Origin of the sequence: Planococcus sp. PAMC 21323 (assembly GCF_000785555.1) — a bacterium.
In the GTDB taxonomy this organism is placed as follows: domain Bacteria; phylum Bacillota; class Bacilli; order Bacillales_A; family Planococcaceae; genus Planococcus.
In genome coordinates this window covers 1,855,875-1,875,487 of sequence record NZ_CP009129.1, presented here as the reverse complement: position 1 = coordinate 1,875,487, position 19,613 = coordinate 1,855,875, and the positions used below count along the sequence as shown (strand labels likewise).

The 19,613-nt window shown below is 39.4% G+C and carries 18 protein-coding genes; 17 read left to right on the top strand and 1 reads right to left on the bottom strand.

The features are described 5' to 3' along the window. Nucleotides 1-79 precede the first annotated feature (79 nt). The 14 genes from PLANO_RS09530 to PLANO_RS09465 all read left to right on the top strand — a co-directional run bounded on the left by PLANO_RS09530 (nucleotide 80) and on the right by PLANO_RS09465 (nucleotide 15,652). Nucleotides 80-880 carry a YmfK family protein gene (locus PLANO_RS09530; protein WP_038704225.1) on the top strand — a complete coding sequence of 267 codons (801 nt, stop codon included), beginning with the start codon at nucleotides 80-82 and terminating at the stop codon, nucleotides 878-880. A gap of 17 nt (nucleotides 881-897) precedes the next feature. After that, on the top strand, nucleotides 898-1,758 hold the full coding sequence (locus tag PLANO_RS09525) for a helix-turn-helix domain-containing protein (RefSeq protein WP_038704224.1): 861 nt from the start codon (nucleotides 898-900) through the stop codon (nucleotides 1,756-1,758). 49 nt (nucleotides 1,759-1,807) lie between these two features. Further along, nucleotides 1,808-2,386 (top strand): CDP-diacylglycerol--glycerol-3-phosphate 3-phosphatidyltransferase, encoded by a 579-nt coding sequence (pgsA, locus tag PLANO_RS09520; protein WP_038704223.1) that lies wholly within the window; start codon nucleotides 1,808-1,810, stop codon nucleotides 2,384-2,386. Nucleotides 2,387-2,410: 24 nt separating this feature from the next. Then, nucleotides 2,411-3,664, top strand: coding sequence for a competence/damage-inducible protein A (locus PLANO_RS09515; RefSeq protein ID WP_038704222.1), 1,254 nt, complete (start codon nucleotides 2,411-2,413; stop codon nucleotides 3,662-3,664). A 174-nt stretch (nucleotides 3,665-3,838) separates the two neighbouring features. Then, nucleotides 3,839-4,900, top strand: a complete 1,062-nt coding sequence (gene recA, locus PLANO_RS09510) for a recombinase RecA (protein WP_038704221.1) — start codon at nucleotides 3,839-3,841, stop codon at nucleotides 4,898-4,900. Nucleotides 4,901-5,197: 297 nt separating this feature from the next. Next, entirely contained in the window at nucleotides 5,198-6,757 is a 1,560-nt protein-coding gene (gene rny, locus PLANO_RS09505) for a ribonuclease Y (protein WP_038704220.1), read from the top strand. 66 nt (nucleotides 6,758-6,823) lie between these two features. Beyond that, nucleotides 6,824-7,621: a TIGR00282 family metallophosphoesterase gene (locus PLANO_RS09500; protein WP_038704219.1), complete on the top strand. Its 798-nt coding sequence runs from the start codon at nucleotides 6,824-6,826 to the stop codon at nucleotides 7,619-7,621. Between the two features lie 322 nt (nucleotides 7,622-7,943). After that, nucleotides 7,944-8,372 carry a YlbF/YmcA family competence regulator gene (locus PLANO_RS09495; protein WP_038704218.1) on the top strand — a complete coding sequence of 143 codons (429 nt, stop codon included), beginning with the start codon at nucleotides 7,944-7,946 and terminating at the stop codon, nucleotides 8,370-8,372. A 316-nt stretch (nucleotides 8,373-8,688) separates the two neighbouring features. Continuing rightward, nucleotides 8,689-11,208: a DNA mismatch repair protein MutS gene (gene mutS / locus PLANO_RS09490; RefSeq protein ID WP_038704217.1), complete on the top strand. Its 2,520-nt coding sequence runs from the start codon at nucleotides 8,689-8,691 to the stop codon at nucleotides 11,206-11,208. 11 nt (nucleotides 11,209-11,219) lie between these two features. Next, nucleotides 11,220-13,049: a DNA mismatch repair endonuclease MutL gene (mutL, locus tag PLANO_RS09485; protein WP_038704216.1), complete on the top strand. Its 1,830-nt coding sequence runs from the start codon at nucleotides 11,220-11,222 to the stop codon at nucleotides 13,047-13,049. Between the two features lie 51 nt (nucleotides 13,050-13,100). After that, a complete protein-coding gene (locus tag PLANO_RS09480) occupies nucleotides 13,101-14,021 on the top strand; it encodes an alpha/beta hydrolase (protein ID WP_038704215.1) in 921 nt (306 codons plus the stop codon). Further along, nucleotides 14,014-14,970, top strand: coding sequence for a tRNA (adenosine(37)-N6)-dimethylallyltransferase MiaA (gene miaA / locus PLANO_RS09475; RefSeq protein WP_038705429.1), 957 nt, complete (start codon nucleotides 14,014-14,016; stop codon nucleotides 14,968-14,970). Before PLANO_RS09480 ends, miaA begins: the two co-directional genes overlap by 8 nt. A gap of 11 nt (nucleotides 14,971-14,981) precedes the next feature. After that, complete coding sequence (gene hfq, locus PLANO_RS09470) at nucleotides 14,982-15,206, top strand: RNA chaperone Hfq (RefSeq protein ID WP_038704214.1); 225 nt, start codon at nucleotides 14,982-14,984, stop codon at nucleotides 15,204-15,206. Nucleotides 15,207-15,352: 146 nt separating this feature from the next. Then, nucleotides 15,353-15,652 carry a rhodanese-like domain-containing protein gene (locus tag PLANO_RS09465; RefSeq protein WP_038704213.1) on the top strand — a complete coding sequence of 100 codons (300 nt, stop codon included), beginning with the start codon at nucleotides 15,353-15,355 and terminating at the stop codon, nucleotides 15,650-15,652. Between the two features lie 47 nt (nucleotides 15,653-15,699). Here PLANO_RS09465 and PLANO_RS09460 read toward each other — a convergent pair whose 3' ends face one another. Next, entirely contained in the window at nucleotides 15,700-16,305 is a 606-nt protein-coding gene (locus PLANO_RS09460) for a trimeric intracellular cation channel family protein (protein WP_038704212.1), read from the bottom strand. A gap of 108 nt (nucleotides 16,306-16,413) precedes the next feature. Between PLANO_RS09460 and PLANO_RS09455 the strand changes: the two genes are divergently transcribed. The 3 genes from PLANO_RS09455 to glnA all read left to right on the top strand — a co-directional run bounded on the left by PLANO_RS09455 (nucleotide 16,414) and on the right by glnA (nucleotide 19,532). Further along, entirely contained in the window at nucleotides 16,414-17,646 is a 1,233-nt protein-coding gene (locus PLANO_RS09455) for a methionine gamma-lyase family protein (protein WP_197053137.1), read from the top strand. 122 nt (nucleotides 17,647-17,768) lie between these two features. Then, complete coding sequence (locus PLANO_RS09450) at nucleotides 17,769-18,155, top strand: MerR family transcriptional regulator (RefSeq protein WP_038704210.1); 387 nt, start codon at nucleotides 17,769-17,771, stop codon at nucleotides 18,153-18,155. Nucleotides 18,156-18,197: 42 nt separating this feature from the next. Beyond that, a complete protein-coding gene (glnA, locus tag PLANO_RS09445; RefSeq protein WP_038704209.1) occupies nucleotides 18,198-19,532 on the top strand; it encodes a type I glutamate--ammonia ligase in 1,335 nt (444 codons plus the stop codon). Nucleotides 19,533-19,613 lie beyond the last annotated feature (81 nt).

Here is a 19,613-nt window from a genome sequence, read left to right as displayed (position 1 = left end):
TTACCTAGGTGGCAAATCAGCTATCATATTAAATAGCAATCTTATTAGATAGCTTGTATAGAGAAAGGTTGGATATTGTATGAAAGAATGGTATTTTGAATACGAAATCCAAGTTAACCGTCCTGGTCTTCTTGGCGATATCGCTTCTCTTTTAGGCATGTTACGAGTAAATATCGTTACCATTAATGGTGTAGATCAAGGTCGTCGAGGCATGTTATTACGTGCAGAACATGACGTCCAATTAGAGCGTTTTGAACAAATTTTATCAACCATTGACACAATTGCTGTTACTAAGTTTCGTGAACCTAAGCTGCGTGATATTTTAGCTGTTCGGCATGGCAGATATATTCAAAGAGACGCCGACGATCGAAAAACATTCCGCTTTGTCCGTGACGAATTAGGTTTACTAGTGGATTTTATGGCAGAAATTTTCAAACAAGAAGGACATAAGTTGGTCGGGTTAAGAGGCATGCCACGCGTTGGAAAAACAGAGTCAATTGTTGCTGCGAGCGTTAGTGCGAACAAAAAATGGATATTTCTATCCTCTACAATGATTAAGCAAACTGTACGTAATCAGTTGATGGGTGATGAACACAACGATAATAATATTTTTATTTTAGATGGTATTGTTACGCGCCGTTCAGCTGATGAACGACATATGCAATTAGTACGTGAAATGATGCGTATGCCGACGATTAAAGTTGTAGAGCATCCAGACAAATTTGTAGAGCAATCTGAATACAGCATTGATGATTTTGATTATATTATTGAATTACGTCACCACCCAGATGAAAAGATCACTTATGAAGTATTAGAGAAAAATACGTTCATGGATGAAAAATCGCAAGGCAATATGTTCGGAGACGGCTTCAACTTTTAAGTAGGCAGGTGATCGTTTTGAGTGAGTTAGGTACGCGGCTAAAACAAGCCAGAATCGCCAAGGGGTTAAGTTTGGAAGATTTGCAGGACTTGACCAAGATACAAAAGCGTTACTTGGCTGGGATAGAAGATGGCAATCATAGTATGATGCCGGGTACGTTTTATGTACGCGCCTTTATTAAGCAGTATGCTACAGCAGTGGGGTTAAACGGTGAAGCATTGCTTGAAGAATTTCAGACAGATATGCCAGCTAGTGAAATGGTTGAAAAAAAACCAATGCCCGAAACTTTTACTTCAAGAAGCCGTTCAGTTAAACGTACAGCTCCAAATGAAACATATGCTGAAATTATCCCTAAAGTTTTGGTTGCATCGTTTATTGTGTTGATTCTTGCTGTGTCTTGGTATTTTTATAGTGCATCGACGAACAGAGATACAGCTAGTAGACCACTAGAAGATGAGGGGGCTAGCATTTCTTATGATGAAACTGCTCCTGCTTCTTCAAAAGAAACAGAAGTAGTTGATTCTGAAGAGACGGTTGAAAAACCGGAAACAGCCACGTCTGTTCTTTCTCTAAAAGAAACTAAAGGGGAAACAACAACTTACACGTGGCAAGGGACTGCGAATCCTCAGCTAGAAATAATTGCAGATGGACCATCCTGGATTGCCGCCACAGATCAGAATCAACAAGAGTTAACTTCGAAAGCTCGTGTAATGCAAGATGGAGAAAAAGAAATACTCGATTTAGCAGAAGTAGACCGTGTGCATGTACGCATTGGTGAATACGCTAATATTAAATTGGCCATGAATGGTGAAAACATCGAGTATACGCAACAGCTCCAAACCCAGAATGTCGTTATTCAATTGACAAACGTCGAATAGCCATCTATGAATGGCTATTTTTCTTGAAAGTATGAGAGGGGAAACAATAATGAATATACCAAATCAAATTACCATCTCAAGAATTTTATTGATTCCTGTATTTATGGTGGTTATGTTAGCCGGTTTTGACTGGGGAACTATGACTCTTTTTGGTGCTGAAATGCCTGTCACTCACTTTGTTGGGGGATTAATTTTTATATTTGCATCACTTACAGATTGGGTGGACGGCTATTATGCCCGTAAATTCAATTTAGTTACGACTTTCGGGAAATTTCTAGATCCTTTAGCAGACAAATTACTGGTATCAGCAGCATTGATCATTTTAGTAGAACTAGGGTTTGCAGCTTCGTGGATTGTTATTGTCATCATCAGCCGTGAGTTTGCAGTTACTGGACTACGCCTAGTATTAGCAGGAGAAGGCGAAGTTGTAGCAGCAGGCGGTCTAGGCAAAATAAAAACAACAGCACAAATTTTAGCGATTTCTGCATTATTATTGCATGATACTATTTTTGTTTGGGTTGGCTTACCATTCGGTCAAATTATGCTTTATATTGCTTTAATCTTCACGGTATGGTCTGGCTGGGATTATTTCTATGCTAATCGACGCGCATTAATGACTTCAAAATAATCGCACTTAAAGGGGTTCGAATAAATGAACGCAGAAATCATTGCGGTAGGTTCAGAATTACTATTAGGTCAAATCACCAATACAAATGCTCGATTTTTGTCTAATCATTTAGCAGAGCTTGGTATTAATGTGTATTATCATACGGTAGTTGGAGACAACCCGGCTCGGTTAGAAGATGCTATTAAAATTGCAGAAAATCGTGCTGACCTCATCTTATTTACTGGTGGGTTAGGACCAACAAAAGATGACTTAACAAAAGAGGCAATTGCTCGTCATTTAGATACGTCACTTGAGACGAATACAGAAGCCTTAGATTCAATCGTTGCATTTTTTGAACGCGCAGGTCGACCGATGACGGAGAATAACAAAAAACAAGCATGGGTTTTAAAAGACAGTGAAGTTCTTGTTAACCATAATGGTATGGCTCCGGGCATGATGTACAAGAAAGATGAGCGTGTGTATATTTTACTTCCAGGACCCCCTAAAGAAATGGAGCCGATGTTCCAATTTGAGGCAAAACCTAAGCTTGCAAGTTTATTGAACAAAGCCGATGTTATTTTGTCTCATGTTTTGCGCTTTTATGGAATCGGCGAGGCGGAGCTTGAAGATCGTTTACACCATATTCTTGACAAACAAACGAACCCAACAATTGCACCACTTGCGGCTGATGGTGAAGTGACTTTACGTATTACCGCTAAAACTAATACTACTGATGAAGCATGGCAGTTAATCAATGGCGCTAAAGAAGAAATTTTGGATGTCGTAGGCGATTACCTTTACGGTTACGATAATGACTCGCTGTCTTCTAAAGTAGTAGAGCTCTTGAAAAATCAAGGCAAAACTATTTCGGCAGCAGAGAGCTTGACTGCTGGACTTTTCCAATCTGAATTAGCCTCAGTGCCTGGAGCAAGTGCAGTATTAGCTGGTGGAGTCATTACTTATAATGAAGAAATGAAAGTTCATCAGCTTGGCTTATCAGCAGAATTACTTGCTGAATATGGCGTTGTCAGTGAACAAACAGCATTGGCTATGGCAGAAGCAGTGCGAGATAAATTTAAAACTGATATAAGTGTATCCTTAACAGGAGCAGCTGGACCTGATGCACATGGGGATCAACCAGCAGGAACTGTTTGGATAGGTATAGCAACAGAAGAGCAAACTACTTCTTATCGCCTTCAGCTATCCGGAATGCGCAATACCAATCGTTTAAGAGCTGTTAAACTCGCTTTATATTATGTCATTCGAACTTTAACTGAAGATAATGCACGCAAAATTTAATTTTGCGTGTTTTTTTATCGCCAAATTCGGGAAATGGATAAAATAAGGCAATTAAAATTAATATTTGAGAATAAATAACCGAATAAACGTTCGCTTTTTTCTTGTGTATTTCTCAATAAGCTAGTATAATAGAGACAGTTAGAAAATAGGTTTTCATTTAGAGGAGGATTTCTTTTGAGCGATCGTAAAGCAGCATTAGATATGGCGTTAAAACAAATAGAAAAGCAATTTGGTAAAGGTTCTGTCATGAAATTGGGGGAAAAAACCGACCGAAATATATCATCCGTTTCGAGTGGTTCATTAGCATTGGATACAGCGCTAGGAATAGGCGGTTATCCGCGAGGACGTGTCATTGAAGTGTACGGTCCTGAGAGTTCTGGTAAAACAACAGTTTCTCTTCACGCAATTGCAGAAGTACAAGCTACGGGCGGAACAGCTGCCTTTATCGATGCAGAGCATGCATTAGATCCAGTTTATGCAAAAAATCTTGGTGTAAATATTGATGAGTTGTTGTTGTCTCAACCGGATACAGGTGAGCAAGCACTTGAAATCGCTGAAGCACTTGTTCGTAGTGGAGCAGTTGATATTGTCGTAGTCGATTCAGTAGCAGCATTAGTTCCCAAAGCAGAAATTGAAGGCGAAATGGGCGATTCACATATGGGATTACAAGCGCGTTTAATGTCTCAAGCCCTGCGCAAATTATCTGGTGTTATTAACAAGTCCAATACAATTGTTATTTTCATTAACCAAATCCGTGAGAAGATTGGTGTAATGTTTGGTAACCCGGAAACAACACCTGGTGGTCGTGCGTTGAAATTCTATTCATCTGTTCGTTTAGAAGTTCGCCGTGCAGAAGCATTGAAATCAGGAACTGAAATCATCGGTAACAGAACAAAGATTAAAGTTGTTAAAAATAAAGTAGCTCCACCGTTCCGTACAGCTGAAGTTGATATCATGTATGGAAAAGGAATTTCACGAGAAGGTGAAATTGTCGACATCGGATCTGATTTAGAGATTATTCAAAAGAGCGGTTCGTGGTATTCATATAACGAAGAACGAATCGGTCAAGGTCGTGAAAATGTTAAGCAATTCTTGCTTAAAAATCCAGAAATCCGCAATGAGATTTCTAATAAAATCCGTGAATCATATGGTATGGCAGCAGCAACGTACACAATTGCTGGTAGTAAGGAAGAGTCAGAAGACTTTAATCTTCTACTTGACGAAGACGATAATTAAGATTCTTTTTATAATTAAGAGAAAGCCGCTAAGCAGATGCTTTGCGGCTTTTTGGCTATAACAATTGTTAGGATGTTAGAACTCATTGAAAATTTAAGTGTTCGTTTACTAGTAGCAGCAGCTTAGTTCTCTTTTCTGCAGGGCCTCTACTTCCGCTTTCCTGGGTTGACACGACATAAGTCCATCTATACAATTAAAATTGTATAATTTACTAATTTTAAACTAGTTGTACTGAAAAAAGCATGATCATTCATTTTTTGAAAATGAAAAAAATCAATAGCAAGAGGAGGTGTCCGAATGGGTATTAATGAGTTCATCTTCGCTTTGCTTGGTATCATCGTCGGTGTAGTTGTTGGTTATTTTGCATTAAAAAAAGCAAACGATTCCAATATTGCAGGCGCTAAAAACTCCGCGGAGCAAATAGTCGAAGATGCAAAACGAGAAGCTGAAGCGCAGAAAAAAGAAGCTTTATTGGAAGCGAAAGACGAAAATCATAAATTGCGTACTGAAACAGAATCTGAAATTCGGGAACGCCGTTCTGAACTACAAAGACAAGAGAATCGGTTGTTGCAGAGAGAAGAAAATTTGGATCGCAAGGATGATGCTTTGAACAAAAGAGAAGCGAGTCTAGAACGTAAAGACGAAGCGCTCTCAGAAAAACAACAGCATATTGAACAGATGGAGAGCAAAGCCGAAGAGTTAGTCCGCCAGCAGCAGGCTGAAATGGAACGAATTTCATCTTTGACACGCGAAGAAGCAAAATCGATCATCTTGCAGGATGTTGAAAAAGAACTTTCGACAGACATCGCCGTAATGATGAAAGAATCAGAAGCTCGTGCCAAAGAAGAGTCGGACAAAAAAGCGAAAAACATTTTATCATTGGCGATGCAACGATTTGCAGCAGACCATGTAGCAGAAACGACTGTGTCTGTAGTAAATCTGCCGAATGATGAAATGAAAGGACGTATCATTGGGCGTGAAGGACGAAACATCCGTACGCTTGAAACCTTAACGGGAATCGATTTAATCATCGATGATACACCAGAAGCGGTTATTCTTTCAGGATTTGATCCGATCCGTCGTGAAACGGCTCGATTGGCTCTAGAAAAACTGGTTTCAGATGGCCGCATCCATCCAGCGCGCATTGAAGAAATGGTAGAAAAGTCTAGACGTGAAGTAGATGAACAAATTCGTGAAATTGGTGAGCAAACCACTTTTGACGTAGGAGTTCATAATTTGCACCCTGACTTGATCAAAATTCTTGGACGCCTTCGCTACCGTACAAGTTACGGGCAAAATGTACTGAAGCACTCTGTGGAAGTTGCATTCTTGTCAGGCTTAATGGCAGCTGAACTTGGAGAAGATGTTACACTAGCTCGTCGTGCAGGACTTCTACATGACATTGGTAAAGCAATCGATCATGAAGTAGAAGGAAGTCACGTTGAAATTGGTGTAGAACTTGGAACAAAATACAAAGAACATCCAGTAGTGATTAACAGTATTGCTTCTCACCATGGTGACACAGAAGCGACTTCGATCATTTCTGTCATTGTAGCAGCAGCAGATGCATTGTCTGCAGCACGTCCAGGTGCAAGAAGTGAAACACTTGAAAACTACATTCGTCGCCTAGAAAAACTTGAAGAAATTTCTGAATCGTATGAAGGCGTAGAGAAATCATTCGCTATTCAAGCGGGACGTGAAATTCGCATCATGGTTCGACCTGAACAAATTGATGACATGACGGCACATCGTTTAGCTCGAGATATCCGGAAACGGATTGAAGAAGAGTTGGATTATCCGGGTCACATCAAAGTGACAGTCATTAGAGAAACTAGAGCAGTTGAATACGCAAAATAATAAGAGTAAGGCTTCGATGAATGTCTATTCAAAGAAGCCTTTTTCTTATGGAAAAAAGGTGAGTTTGTGAAAATTTTATTTATTGGAGATATTGTCGGATCAATCGGAAGAGACGCGTTGGAATCGTATTTACCGAGATTAAAAAGAAAATATGCACCAGACGTAATTATTGCTAACGGGGAAAACGCAGCGGCAGGTCGCGGTATTACAAAAGCCATTTATCAGGACCTTTTATTTATGGGAGTGGATATGGTAACGATGGGTAACCACACATGGGACCAAAAAGAGATTTTTGATTTTATTGATGAAGTGGATTACTTGATTCGACCTGCCAACTTTTCAGATGAAGCACCGGGTCGTGGCATGGCAACCGTTACAAAAAATGGACAAACGCTATCTGTCATCAATCTTCATGGACGTGTTTTTTTACCGCCTCATGAAGATCCTTTCCAAAAAGCAGATGAGCTTGTTGCTGAAGCTAAAGCTATTTCACCGCTTGTTTTCGTAGATTTTCACGCAGAAGCGACAAGTGAAAAAATTGCTATGGGTTGGCATTTGGATGGCCGCGCTTCAGTAGTTGTTGGAACACATACACATGTTCAGACTGCTGATGCACGTATTTTACCAAATGGAACTGCGTATATCTCAGATGTTGGGATGACGGGACCTTATGATGAAATATTGGGCATGAACAAAGACGCTGTTTTGTATCGCTTTAAAACAAATATGCCAACGCGATTTGAAGTACCCAAACGCGGTCGATCGGTTGTCAGTGGCTTTTTCACAGAAGTGAATGATCAAACAGGTAAAGCGACAAGCTATGAACGCATATATATCAACGAAGATTATCCGTTTCAAGGATAAATCTACAGCTTCGTGACGAAACATCGACAATTAGTGCAGAGTCCTTGAAGTACAAGCCTTGCTTTCAGTATAATAAAGAAGTGAGCAAAAAGAATTTTGCAGGAGATTTTAAATTCATATCTTCTTTAAATTCGAATAGCATCTTAGATATTTGAAATTAAAGTATTACCAAAAGAGAGAAATTCTCTATCGCTCGTAACTACGGACGATAAAGGTTTATACTTGAAAATAAAGTTTCAAAGTAATATTAATGAAATTAAAACATGGTCGCAAGCAGTGAACTAGTAGCAACTGTTACAGACCAAGAAATGGGTGTCTAAAAATGACGTATACAAAACAAGAAATCGTCGACAAAGCACGCGAAGTCGCAGATATGATCGCAGCAACAGAAGAAGTGGATTTCTTTAAACGTGCAGAAGCACAAATTAACGAAAACCAACAAATTCGTGAAAAAATTGCTAGCCTGAAAAGCCTTCAAAAACAAGCTGTAAACTTCCAAGCCTATGGCAAAGAACGTGCATTGAATTTGATCGAAGGCAAAATTTCTAAGATTGAAGAAGAAATTGACGCAGTGCCAATCGTTCAAGAATTCAAGCAATCTCAAAGCGACGTCAACTCATTGTTGCAAATGGTATCGACAGCAATCGCTAACCAAGTAACAAACAACATCATCACTGAAACAGGTGGCGACTTGTTACGTGGCGAAACAGGATCAAAAGTCCGCAACGACAAACCAGGAAGCTGCGGGTAACAAGAAAAGCGTAAACGACCGTTTAGCCTCGACGGCATAAGACGATCTGGCGAAGCGGCGTTACTCTAGCCGCACAGACAGAATGGCTTATGACCCGAGAGGCTGGTCGCTGAAGCTAGCCAAAGAAAAGCGGAAGCGATCGTATAGATTCGACGACATAAGACGATCTTATCGGTGGAGTAAAATAGAGTGCTTAGTAGAAGTACAGTTAAACAGAATTAAACTGAAAGAGCCAATGCTCTTTCAGTTTTTTCTTTTCTCTCTTTATTTTTGTTATAATGGATAAACGACGAATCGATTTGAAAGAGGTTTTAAAATGGCACCGACACCAATGATGCAACAATATTTTCAAGTGAAATCCGAATACTTGGATGCTTTTTTGTTTTTCCGCTTAGGCGATTTTTATGAATTGTTTTATGATGATGCGATCAAAGCGTCACAATTACTAGAAATCACGTTAACAGCACGTGGAGGAAGTGGCGATGACCGGATTCCGATGTGCGGCGTGCCTCACCATGCGGCTAAAAACTATATTGATCAACTAATTTTAAAAGGTCATAAAGTAGCCATTTGTGAACAAGTAGAAGATCCAAAAATGACTAAAGGCGTGGTGAAACGGGAAGTTGTCCGCTTAATAACACCTGGAACACATACAGAAGGAAAAAGCGTCGATTCCAAATCAAATGTCTTTTTAGCAGCAGCTGATGAATTATCAGATGGCTTTGCTTTGTCATATGTGGATATTAGTACAGGTGAATCTACAGCGACATACATAATGGGAACTGAAAAAGCATTGTTACAGGAGTTGCGCTCTTTGAGCATTCGTGAATTAGTAGTTTCAGAACAATTGTTTGTCTTGTTGACTGAAGAAGAGCAAGATCTAGTCCTGTCGATTGAAACAATGGAAGATGCTTATAAAATGGATGCATCTTTGACTGTGGACTGCCCAGAAGATTTACAAACAAGTTGTCACCGATTGATGACGTATATTGCTCGTACCCAAAAACAATCGTTAGATCATATCCAGTCATTTTCATATAAAGAAAACACTCAATTATTAAGCATTGATTTTCATTCCAAACGAAATTTGGAATTGTTGCAATCTATTCGTGGCAATGAAACAAAAGGAACTTTACTGTGGCTGTTAGATGAAACAATGACAGCAATGGGAAGTCGCAAATTAAAACAATGGTTGCATCAGCCGTTAGCGAATAAACGCATGATTGAAGAGCGCCAGCAAATGGTCGAAGCGTTAATCGAGCAGTATTTCGTGCGTGTAGAGCTTCAAGGCTTGTTAAAAGAAGTTTATGACCTAGAACGTCTTTCCGGACGTATCGCCTTCGGCAGCGCTAGTGGGAGAGATTTAGCGCAGCTTCGCAGTTCTCTCGAGAAAGTACCGATGTTAATCGAAGAGTTGGCGAATTCTGGCGATACGGCTCTACATGAATTTGGGGAGAAATTAGATCGCTGTGTTGAAGTGTGTGAATTATTGCAAGCAATTAGTGAAAATCCACCCCTATCTTCAAAAGAAGGCGGTGTAATTCGAGATGGTTTCCATGAGAAACTAGATGAATTCCGAGATGCTTCGCGTAATGGAAAAGACTGGATTGCTGAACTTGAACAAAAAGAACGCAAATTAACCGGTATCAAATCATTGAAAATTGGCTATAACCGTATTTTTGGTTATTATATTGAAATTTCAAAAGCCAATATGCATTTAGCAGATTTAGAGCGCTATGACCGAAAACAAACATTAGCAAATGCAGAACGTTACACTACTCCTGAATTAAAAGAAAAAGAAGCTTTGATCTTAACCGCTGAAGAAGAAAGTTTAGCACTTGAATATAATTTATTTGTAGCGATTCGAGATGAAGTAAAACAATATATTTCACGCATTCAACGCCTAGCTTCTTCACTTAGTGGATTAGATGTCTTTTTAAGTTTTGCCAATGTGGCAGAAAAATATCGTTTTGTAAAACCTGATTTTAACGATACGAACGAAATATCCATCATTGAAGGTCGACATCCCGTAGTAGAAAAAATGCTTAACAAACAACAATATGTACCAAATGACTGTGTACTAGCTGAAAATCAAAATATGCTACTCATTACAGGACCAAATATGTCGGGTAAAAGTACGTATATGCGTCAAGTTGCATTAACAATCGTATTAGCTCAAATTGGTAGTTACGTACCTGCTGAATCTGCTAATTTACCGATTGTCGATCAAATTTTCACGCGTATAGGAGCGGCTGATGACTTAGTTTCTGGGCAAAGTACCTTTATGGTCGAAATGCTCGAATCGCAATATGCCATTACCCATGCAACGAAAAACAGCTTATTATTGTTTGATGAAATTGGCCGTGGAACTTCAACTTATGACGGCATGGCTTTAGCACAATCAATGATTGAATATATTCATCGAGAGATTGGCGCAAATACATTATTTTCAACACATTATCATGAGCTGACCGCATTAGAAAATTCACTAGAGAAACTTCACAATGTCCACGTAGCAGCAATGGAGCAGTCGGGCAAAGTGGTGTTTCTGCATAAAGTAAAAAAAGGTCCAGCTGATAAAAGTTACGGAATTCACGTTGCAGAGTTGGCCAATTTACCTGAACCAATTCTTGCGCGTGCACGAGAATTATTGAAAACCTTTGAACAAGATAAAAAACAGCAACCTAAAACAATAGAACAATTATCATTTTTTGATGAAGCGGATACAGAAAAGGACGAAATTCTACAAACGATTAAAGACGTACAAGTGTCTTCGATGACACCGCTTCAAGCCTTGCAAATGATCAATGACTTGCAAGAGAAGTTAAACCAATAAGGAGTGAGCGCATGGGCATCATTCGATTGATGGACGAACCTCTATCCAATAAAATAGCTGCTGGTGAAGTAGTTGAAAGACCGACTTCTGTCGTTAAAGAATTAGTAGAAAATGCGATTGATGCAGGGAGTACGGCCATTGAAGTATTGCTTGTTGAAGCAGGACTGACTTCAATTCAAATAATCGATAACGGGGCTGGAATGGATGCAGATGATGCATTATTGTCATTTTCGCGGCACGCAACTAGTAAGATCGCGAACGAACACGATTTGTTCCGAATTCGGACGCTTGGATTCCGCGGTGAAGCTTTGGCGAGTATCGCATCAGTATCGAAAGTGACGTTGCATACCTCAAACGGTGAAAGTGGTACATTTGTACAAATGGAGGGTGGCCGTCTAACTGAACATCGTGCGGGGTCTCTTAGAAAAGGAACGGACATAAAAATAGATCAGTTGTTCTTTAATACACCTGCACGTTTAAAGTATATGAAAACCTTGCAGACTGAATTGGGTCATTCAATTGATTTATTAAACCGCTTTGCATTAAGTTATCCAGGGATTGCGTTTAAACTGGTACATGACGGAAGAATTATTTTACAAACTTCTGGCAGTGGAGAAATTAAACGTGTGTTGGCAGATATTTATGGAGTGGCAATTGCTAAGAAAATGATTCCGTTCGAAGGGCAATCTCATGATTACAAAATATCGGGGTATGCTTCACTTCCTGAAATTACACGTGCCAATAAAAATTACATTTCGTTATTTGTGAATGGCCGTTGGGTAAAGCATTACGCGATTGCCAACACAGTTCATAGAGCCTATCATACGTTTTTACCATTAGAGCGCCAGCCAATTGTTGTCATGAATATTGAAGGAGATCCCTATTTAACTGATGTCAATGTACATCCAGCGAAACAGCAAATTCGCTTAAGTAAAGAAAAAGAATTGATGGAACTTATCCATGAAACGCTTCGCGGAACAATTAGTTCGGTAGTTCGTGCGCCAATTATTGATAAACCGAAACCGGTCAAACAAGCACCGACAAGGCAATTGGATTTATGGAAAAGCTCGTTTACTGTTCGAGAACCAAAAGATGTGCCTGTTCAGGAATCTTCAGAGTTTCCGGTTATGCAAAAGCAAGAAAAGGTATTTGGGCAACAGCATCAAGAAAAAGAAGTTATGCAACAAGAAACGCCATTTTCCGAACAAACAACTTCGGTACAAGAGTATGAGGAAGAGCCAGATGATGGTCCACAATTCCCAGAACTTGAAGTCGTTGGTCAAATTCATGGAACGTATATCGTGGCGCAAAGTAACGATGGATTTTATTTGGTCGACCAACATGCAGCACAGGAACGGATTAAATACGAATACTTCCGAGAAAAAGTAGGAGATATCGATAGCAATGAACGACAAGCATTGTTATTGCCGCTAACGTTCCACTATAGCCGAGATGAAGCTTTGAGGTTAAAAGATCATTTGACTGTTCTTTCCGATAGTGGTGTCTTTCTAGAAGAGTTTGGCGACACTTCGTTTATTGTCCGTGAATACCCGACTTGGTTTCCAAAAGGTTTTGAACAAGAAGTTATTGAAGATTTAATCGAACAAATTTTGACAGAGCGAAAAGTCGATGTAAAGAAATTACGTGAAGATGCTGCGATAATGATGAGCTGTAAACGGTCGATCAAAGCAAATCACTTTCTGCAAAAACATGAAATGGAACGGTTATTAATAGATTTGAAAAAAGCGGAACAGCCATTTACTTGTCCGCATGGTCGTCCGGTTATTATTCATTTTAAAACCTATGATGTTGAAAAAATGTTCAAACGTGTAATGAATTAAATCAATCTGTCATAATAGACAGTATATGGGATATAAGAAAGGGTGTAGTAAATGAAAGTGACAAAAGATTATATGCGCGCTTCTGATGGCCATGAATTATATTATGAATGTTACGAACCAACAAACCCGCTAGGTCATGTCCATATTATTCATGGCATGGCAGAGCACATAGAACGGTACAAAGAATTTGCGGAATACTTAGTGTCACGCGGCTTTATTGTATCAGCGCATGATCAACGAGGTCACGGAAAAACGGCTCAACAAAACGGGATACTCGGCTATTTTGCAGATGATAATGGTTTCGAACAAGTAGTGGAAGACTTGCATTCAGTTATTCAAAAAGTGCAACAAAAAACTGAAGAGTTGCCTCTTGTGTTATTTGGGCATAGTATGGGCTCTTTTGTGACCCGTCGTTACTTACAATTTCATAGCGATACGGTACACCGAGTTGTATTGTCTGGAACGGGTGGAGACCCAGGTGTTACTGGGAAACTCGGGAAAGCAGTAGCAATCGCATCGGCTAAAATATACGGTAAGCAGGAACCGAGCGAAGCGCTTGGCAAACTCACTTTTGGCAATTTCAATAAATCCTTCGAACAAGAAGGTTCTGAATCTGCTTGGTTAAGTCGAGACAAAGAAATGGTAGCGAGATATGAAGCTGATCCACTTTGTGGCTTTGAATCAACCAATCAATTTTATATTGATTTATTTTCAGGAATTACTACGGTTAACGATCCTGCAGAGGTTGCCCGAGTTCGCAATGATTTACCGATTTTACTTATTAGTGGAGCAATGGATCCAGTTGGTGATAATGGTAAAGGTGTTTTCAATGCAGCCAAACAATTTACAGATGCAGGCGTGAGTAAAGTTAAAGTTTATCTTGCGGAAGATGCGAGACACGAGTTGCTAAATGAAATAGGCCGACATGATTACTATGATGTAATTGGAGACTGGGTTTGTGGGAATGATTGATGTATTAGCTATCGTTGGACCAACGGCATCTGGTAAGACTGCCTTAAGTTTAGAGTTAGCAAAGCATCTAAATGGGGAAATTATCAACGGAGACTCTATGCAAGTTTATCGTGATATGACTATTGGAACAGCCAAAATTTTGCCGGAAGAAATGGCGGGGGTTCCTCATCATCTAATCGACATTAAAAATTCTGAGGAAAGTTTTTCGGTGGCTGAGTATCAAAAATTGGTGCGGGAAAAAATTACTGAAATCCAATCACGTGGCAACTTGCCGATTATTGTGGGGGGTTCAGGGCTATATGTGCAGGCAGTATTGTTTGATTATCGATTTTCGAAAGAAGCTATCGATCAAGAGCTTCGTGAGTGTTTAAATAAGGAGTTAGAACAATTTGGTGTTGAATGGATGCATAAAAAATTGCTGAAGTTAGATCCGAAAAGTGATATCCATCCAAATAACACACGACGCGTTTTGCGAGCGATAGAAATACTCATGAGTGGACAGCAAAAAGGAGATCGTAATTTGGCGTTGTCCCCCATGTATAATGAAGTCATTATTGGGCTAGATATTCCAAGAAATGTACTATATGAACGCATTAACCAACGAGTGGATGAAATGTTAGAACGCGGATTAGTCGATGAAGTTAACTCATTACGACAAAAAGGTATTCGAGATGTTCAATCAATCCAAGCAATCGGCTATAAAGAAATATATAGCTATTTAGATGGGCATTGGAGTTTAGATTTAGCTGTAGAAAAGCTTAAGCAAAACTCGCGAAAATACGCAAAGAGACAATTTACGTATTTTAAAAACAAATTGCCGATTTTATGGATCGATGCATTAGAAAAACCTGAAAAAAATCTACAGGAAATAATCTCTTTTATGCAGGGAAATGACAGAGACTGTCGAATAAATAAACTTACGGAAAATCAAGAACCAACAGAGAAATAGGGAGGATTCACATGAAACCAGTCAATATTCAGGACGTCTATTTAAATCAGCTTCGTAAAAATAATATTTATGTCACAGTTTTTTTACTTAACGGCTTCCAACTAAAAGGAATTATTAAATCTTACGATAATTTTACGGTATTAGTCGAAACAGATGGCAAACAGCAATTAATTTATAAACATGCGATTTCGACATTCTCCCCAGCAAAAGCTGTAGCAATTGAACACGAAGAATAAGAATGGTACCGGACTGATGATTATGCAGTTCGGTTTTTTTATGCCTGTTAAATCGAAACGGCTGTCTTCGCACTTCTGATTGACAGCTTACTTCTTTGGGTATAGGATTTTGGTGTGAGTATGATTTTAATCAAGGAGGCGTGTATATGAAAACTATTACAACAGATGAATTGCAAAAACGCGTAGAAGCTGGCGAAGTAGTAAACATTATCGACGTTCGTGAACCGGATGAAGTAGCAACGGGAATGATTCCAGGGGCTAAACACATACCGCTCGGTGAAGTGGAAGAACGTATTGGAGAACTAGATACTGAAAAAGAATATTATATGATTTGTCGATCAGGTCGCCGCAGTGAAATGTCTAGTGGTATTTTAGAGTCCAATAACATCGCTGCAACAAACGTTGAAGGTGGCATGCTTGCTTGGAATGGGGAAACAATCGCCTAACTAAACTAAAAAAACAGAACGCTCAATAGTTTGAGCGTTCTGTTTTTTTAGTTAATTTGTATTTTTCGAGCCGGTAATCTCCATTTAAATGTGTACGATAAAATGCGTAATATCGTTATGAGCACAAACAAAGAATAAAGCATTAAATCGGTATTAGCTGAATCAAAACTAATAAACAAGCCTGCTAATGCTGCCCAAACAGCATAAATTTCGGACTTTAACACAAGAGGCTTTCTTCCGGCTAACATATCACGTATGATACCTCCACCCGATCCAGTTAGTACGGCAGCCACGATAACCGCAAACAGCGGCAATTCTAATTCAACTGCGTAAATGGCTCCTTGAACAGCAAATGCTGATAATCCAATAGCATCAAAAAAGTGTCCCCACCGATTCCAATGACCGAGCAATTTATGTGGAAATAAGAAAACGATTGTGATCGAAATAAAGGCCAATTGAAACATAAATTCCTGTTCCCACAATGCCGAAACAGGCACGCCTATTAACAAATTTCGGATTGCACCACCACCAAAAGCTGTGACAACACCGAGAAGATACACGCCGAAAATATCATATTCTTCTTCCATCGCGATAATTGCGCCGGATACTGCAAAAGCAATCGTACCGATTGCGCTCAGTACTTCCCAAGCCATAGCCTTTTTCCTCCTCAACATACAACTCTATGAATTGTATCAGAATTTGACGCTATTTCAAGTCATGCCGCATAATAGAAAGAGATATTTAAGAGAATGGAGAATTACATGTTAACAATCATTAAAACAATAGAAGAGAAAATTCAAAAACAACTTCAAACTGCTGATGAAATAGCTTTTTTAAATCAAGAAAAAGTATTAACGGCTTTTCATAATCAACGTGTTAGCGACCATCATTTTAACCCGTCAACAGGCTATGGTTACGATGATGAGGGGCGAGATACTTTAGAGCGAGTTTATGCCGATGTATTTAAAGCAGAAGCGGCACTTGTGCGACCGCAAATTATTTCCGGAACTCATGCAATTACAATATCTTTATTTGGTGTATTGCGTCCGGGAGATGAATTATTGTATCTTTCTGGTAAACCGTACGACACATTAGATTCCATTGTTTCCGGAGGAGAAAGGGATACAGGATCATTAAAAGATTTTGGTATTAGCTATCAGCACATAGACCTTAACGCTGAGAATAAAATTGATTGGGATGCAGCTGAAAAAGCTATTAATAGTAAGACGAAAGTAATTGCCATACAACGTTCGAGAGGTTATGACACGCGTCCATCTTTTACTATGGAAGAAATTAAAGAAATGATTGTTAATATTCGTCAGTTAAAACCAAATGCAATTGTGTTTGTAGATAATTGCTATGGAGAATTTGTTGAACTACAAGAACCGATAGAAGTAGGAGCTGATTTGATCGCAGGCTCTTTAATTAAAAATCCAGGAGGCGGCTTAGCTAAAATAGGTGGATATATAGCGGGTAGACAGGATTTAATCGAGAAATGCGGTTATCGTATGACTTCCCCGGGTATAGGAGGAGAGGCTGGAGCATCTCTCAATGCCTTGCCCGATATGTATCAAGGGTTCTTTATGGCACCTCATGTCGTTTCGCAAGCATTAAAAGGGGCCATCTTTACTTCAGCGCTATTGGAGGATGCAGGCATGACTACAACGCCTCATTGGAGCGAAAAACGCACAGATTTAATCCAATCAGTATCATTTCAAACGGCTGAACAAATGATTGCTTTTTGCCAAACCATACAAGCTAGTTCACCTGTAAACGCACAATTCAAGCCCGAACCGGCGTATATGCCTGGCTATGAAGACGATGTCATTATGGCGGCTGGAACTTTTGTCCAAGGCTCCAGCATAGAATTGACAGCTGATGGTCCAATACGCCCGCCGTATACAGCATTCGTTCAAGGTGGACTTACATATGAACATGTAAAGATTGCGGTGTTAAATTCTGTTGAAACATTAAAAAAATTAAAGTTAATTTAACTATTTTCCCGCATAATTTTATGCAGGGAATTAGTATGTTAGGAAATATAACATTAATTTGACAGGTTAGATGACGTGGTGTATGCTGTAAAAGTAATAATTAGTTGAAATGAGTGAAACTTATGACAAACCGGGTGCGACGGACGATGCCGCTTCTTCCTATTAGCATAGTTATGCAACTGACGGAATTGACAGCTAGGCAAATACGTTATTACGAAGAGCACAAATTGATTAACCCTGCCCGTACTGAAGGCAATAAACGGATGTTTTCATTAAATGACGTCGATGTCTTACTCCAAATCAAAGATTATTTAGATCAGGGGCTCAATATGGCAGGCATTAAAAAAGTCTATGAAATGAGATCCATTCCCGAAAATGAAAAAGCTGAGCCAAAAAACTTGAGTGATGCTCAGTTACGCCAGTTACTACACGAACAATTGAAGCACCAAGCAAGACCTTTTGAACAAGGTGGCTTTAGACAAAGTGATTTATCCCGTTTCTTTCATTAGAAATGGGCTTGCATAAAACATTCATAGGAGAGTGAAGAGAACATGGGCAAGTATTCAAAAGAGGACATTCATCGATTAGTAAAAGAAGAGAACGTTAATTTTATCCGTTTACAATTTACAGATATTCTTGGAGTCATTAAAAACGTTGAAATACCAGCAACCCAGTTGGACAAAGCACTCGATAACAAAATGATGTTTGATGGATCTTCTATCGATGGTTTTGTGCGCATCGAAGAATCGGATATGTATTTATTCCCGGATCTTGACACATGGGTTGTATTCCCATGGATTACAGGTAAAGGAAAAGTAGCTCGTTTAATCTGTGATATTTATAGCCCAGACGGAACACCGTTTGCTGGAGATCCGCGTACAAACTTGAAACGAGTGTTGAAGGAAATGGAAGAGTTAGGATTTACACATTTCAACCTTGGACCAGAACCAGAATTCTTCTTGTTCAAGCTTGATGAAAGAGGCGAACCGTCTTTAGAACTGAATGACCATGGTGGCTATTTTGACTTAGCACCGATGGACCTTGGCGAAAACTGCCGACGCGATATCGTTCTAGAACTTGAAGAGATGGGCTTTGAAATTGAAGCTTCTCACCATGAAGTAGCACCTGGACAACATGAAATTGACTTTAAATACGCTGATGCCATTAAAGCATGTGACGATATTCAAACGTTTAAACTTGTTGTTAAAACAATTGCTCGTAAACATGGTTTGCATGCGACATTTATGCCGAAACCATTGTTCGGTGTTAGTGGATCAGGAATGCATATGAACGTTTCTTTGTTTGATGGAGATCGCAATACATTCCTAGATGAAGACGGTGACTTGAAACTAAGTGAAACAGCTTATCAGTTTATCGCTGGAATCATTGAACACGCTAAAGGGTATACAGCTATTACTAATCCACTAGTAAACTCGTACAAGCGTTTAGTTCCAGGATATGAAGCACCTTGTTATATCGCATGGTCTGGTCAGAACCGTAGCCCATTAGTGCGTATCCCATCTTCACGCGGATTGTCTACTCGTGTAGAAGTACGTTCAGTTGATCCAGCAGCAAACCCGTACTTAGCAATGGCTGTACTTTTAGGTGCTGGTCTTGATGGAATTAAGAAAAAACTTACGCCACCAAAAGCAGTTGATCGCAATATTTACATGATGAACCAAAAAGAACGTGAAGCAGTAGGCATCGAGGATCTTCCGAGCACTCTTTACAATGCGCTACAAGAGTTGAAAAAAGATGAAGTGATGACTAAAGCATTAGGTGAGCATATCTTAAATAACTTTATTGAAGCAAAAGAAATCGAGTGGGACATGTTCCGCACATCTGTACACCCGTGGGAACGTGAGCAATACTTGAAAATGTATTAATAGGGAACTCGCTAGAGCTTTGTCTCTAGTGAGTTTTTTTTATGAGTAGTAATGAGTAAATTTAAAATTATATTAGGTTTA

Excerpts from the sequence above, each read along its gene's own strand:
- PLANO_RS09495 (WP_038704218.1), top strand. The coding sequence starts at position 7,944 with ATGACGTATACAAAACAAGAAATCGTCGACAAAGCACGCGAAGTCGCA.
- mutL (WP_038704216.1), top strand. The coding sequence starts at position 11,220 with ATGGGCATCATTCGATTGATGGACGAACCTCTATCCAATAAAATAGCT.
- PLANO_RS09480 (WP_038704215.1), top strand. The coding sequence starts at position 13,101 with ATGAAAGTGACAAAAGATTATATGCGCGCTTCTGATGGCCATGAATTA.
- glnA (WP_038704209.1), top strand. The coding sequence starts at position 18,198 with ATGGGCAAGTATTCAAAAGAGGACATTCATCGATTAGTAAAAGAAGAG.
- PLANO_RS09515 (WP_038704222.1), top strand. The coding sequence starts at position 2,411 with ATGAACGCAGAAATCATTGCGGTAGGTTCAGAATTACTATTAGGTCAA.
- PLANO_RS09465 (WP_038704213.1), top strand. The coding sequence starts at position 15,353 with ATGAAAACTATTACAACAGATGAATTGCAAAAACGCGTAGAAGCTGGC.
- PLANO_RS09530 (WP_038704225.1), top strand. The coding sequence starts at position 80 with ATGAAAGAATGGTATTTTGAATACGAAATCCAAGTTAACCGTCCTGGT.
- mutS (WP_038704217.1), top strand. The coding sequence starts at position 8,689 with ATGGCACCGACACCAATGATGCAACAATATTTTCAAGTGAAATCCGAA.
- PLANO_RS09460 (WP_038704212.1), bottom strand. The coding sequence starts at position 16,305 with ATGGCTTGGGAAGTACTGAGCGCAATCGGTACGATTGCTTTTGCAGTA.
- PLANO_RS09450 (WP_038704210.1), top strand. The coding sequence starts at position 17,769 with ATGACAAACCGGGTGCGACGGACGATGCCGCTTCTTCCTATTAGCATA.
- PLANO_RS09455 (WP_197053137.1), top strand. The coding sequence starts at position 16,414 with ATGTTAACAATCATTAAAACAATAGAAGAGAAAATTCAAAAACAACTT.
- miaA (WP_038705429.1), top strand. The coding sequence starts at position 14,014 with ATGATTGATGTATTAGCTATCGTTGGACCAACGGCATCTGGTAAGACT.
- hfq (WP_038704214.1), top strand. The coding sequence starts at position 14,982 with ATGAAACCAGTCAATATTCAGGACGTCTATTTAAATCAGCTTCGTAAA.
- rny (WP_038704220.1), top strand. The coding sequence starts at position 5,198 with ATGGGTATTAATGAGTTCATCTTCGCTTTGCTTGGTATCATCGTCGGT.
- pgsA (WP_038704223.1), top strand. The coding sequence starts at position 1,808 with ATGAATATACCAAATCAAATTACCATCTCAAGAATTTTATTGATTCCT.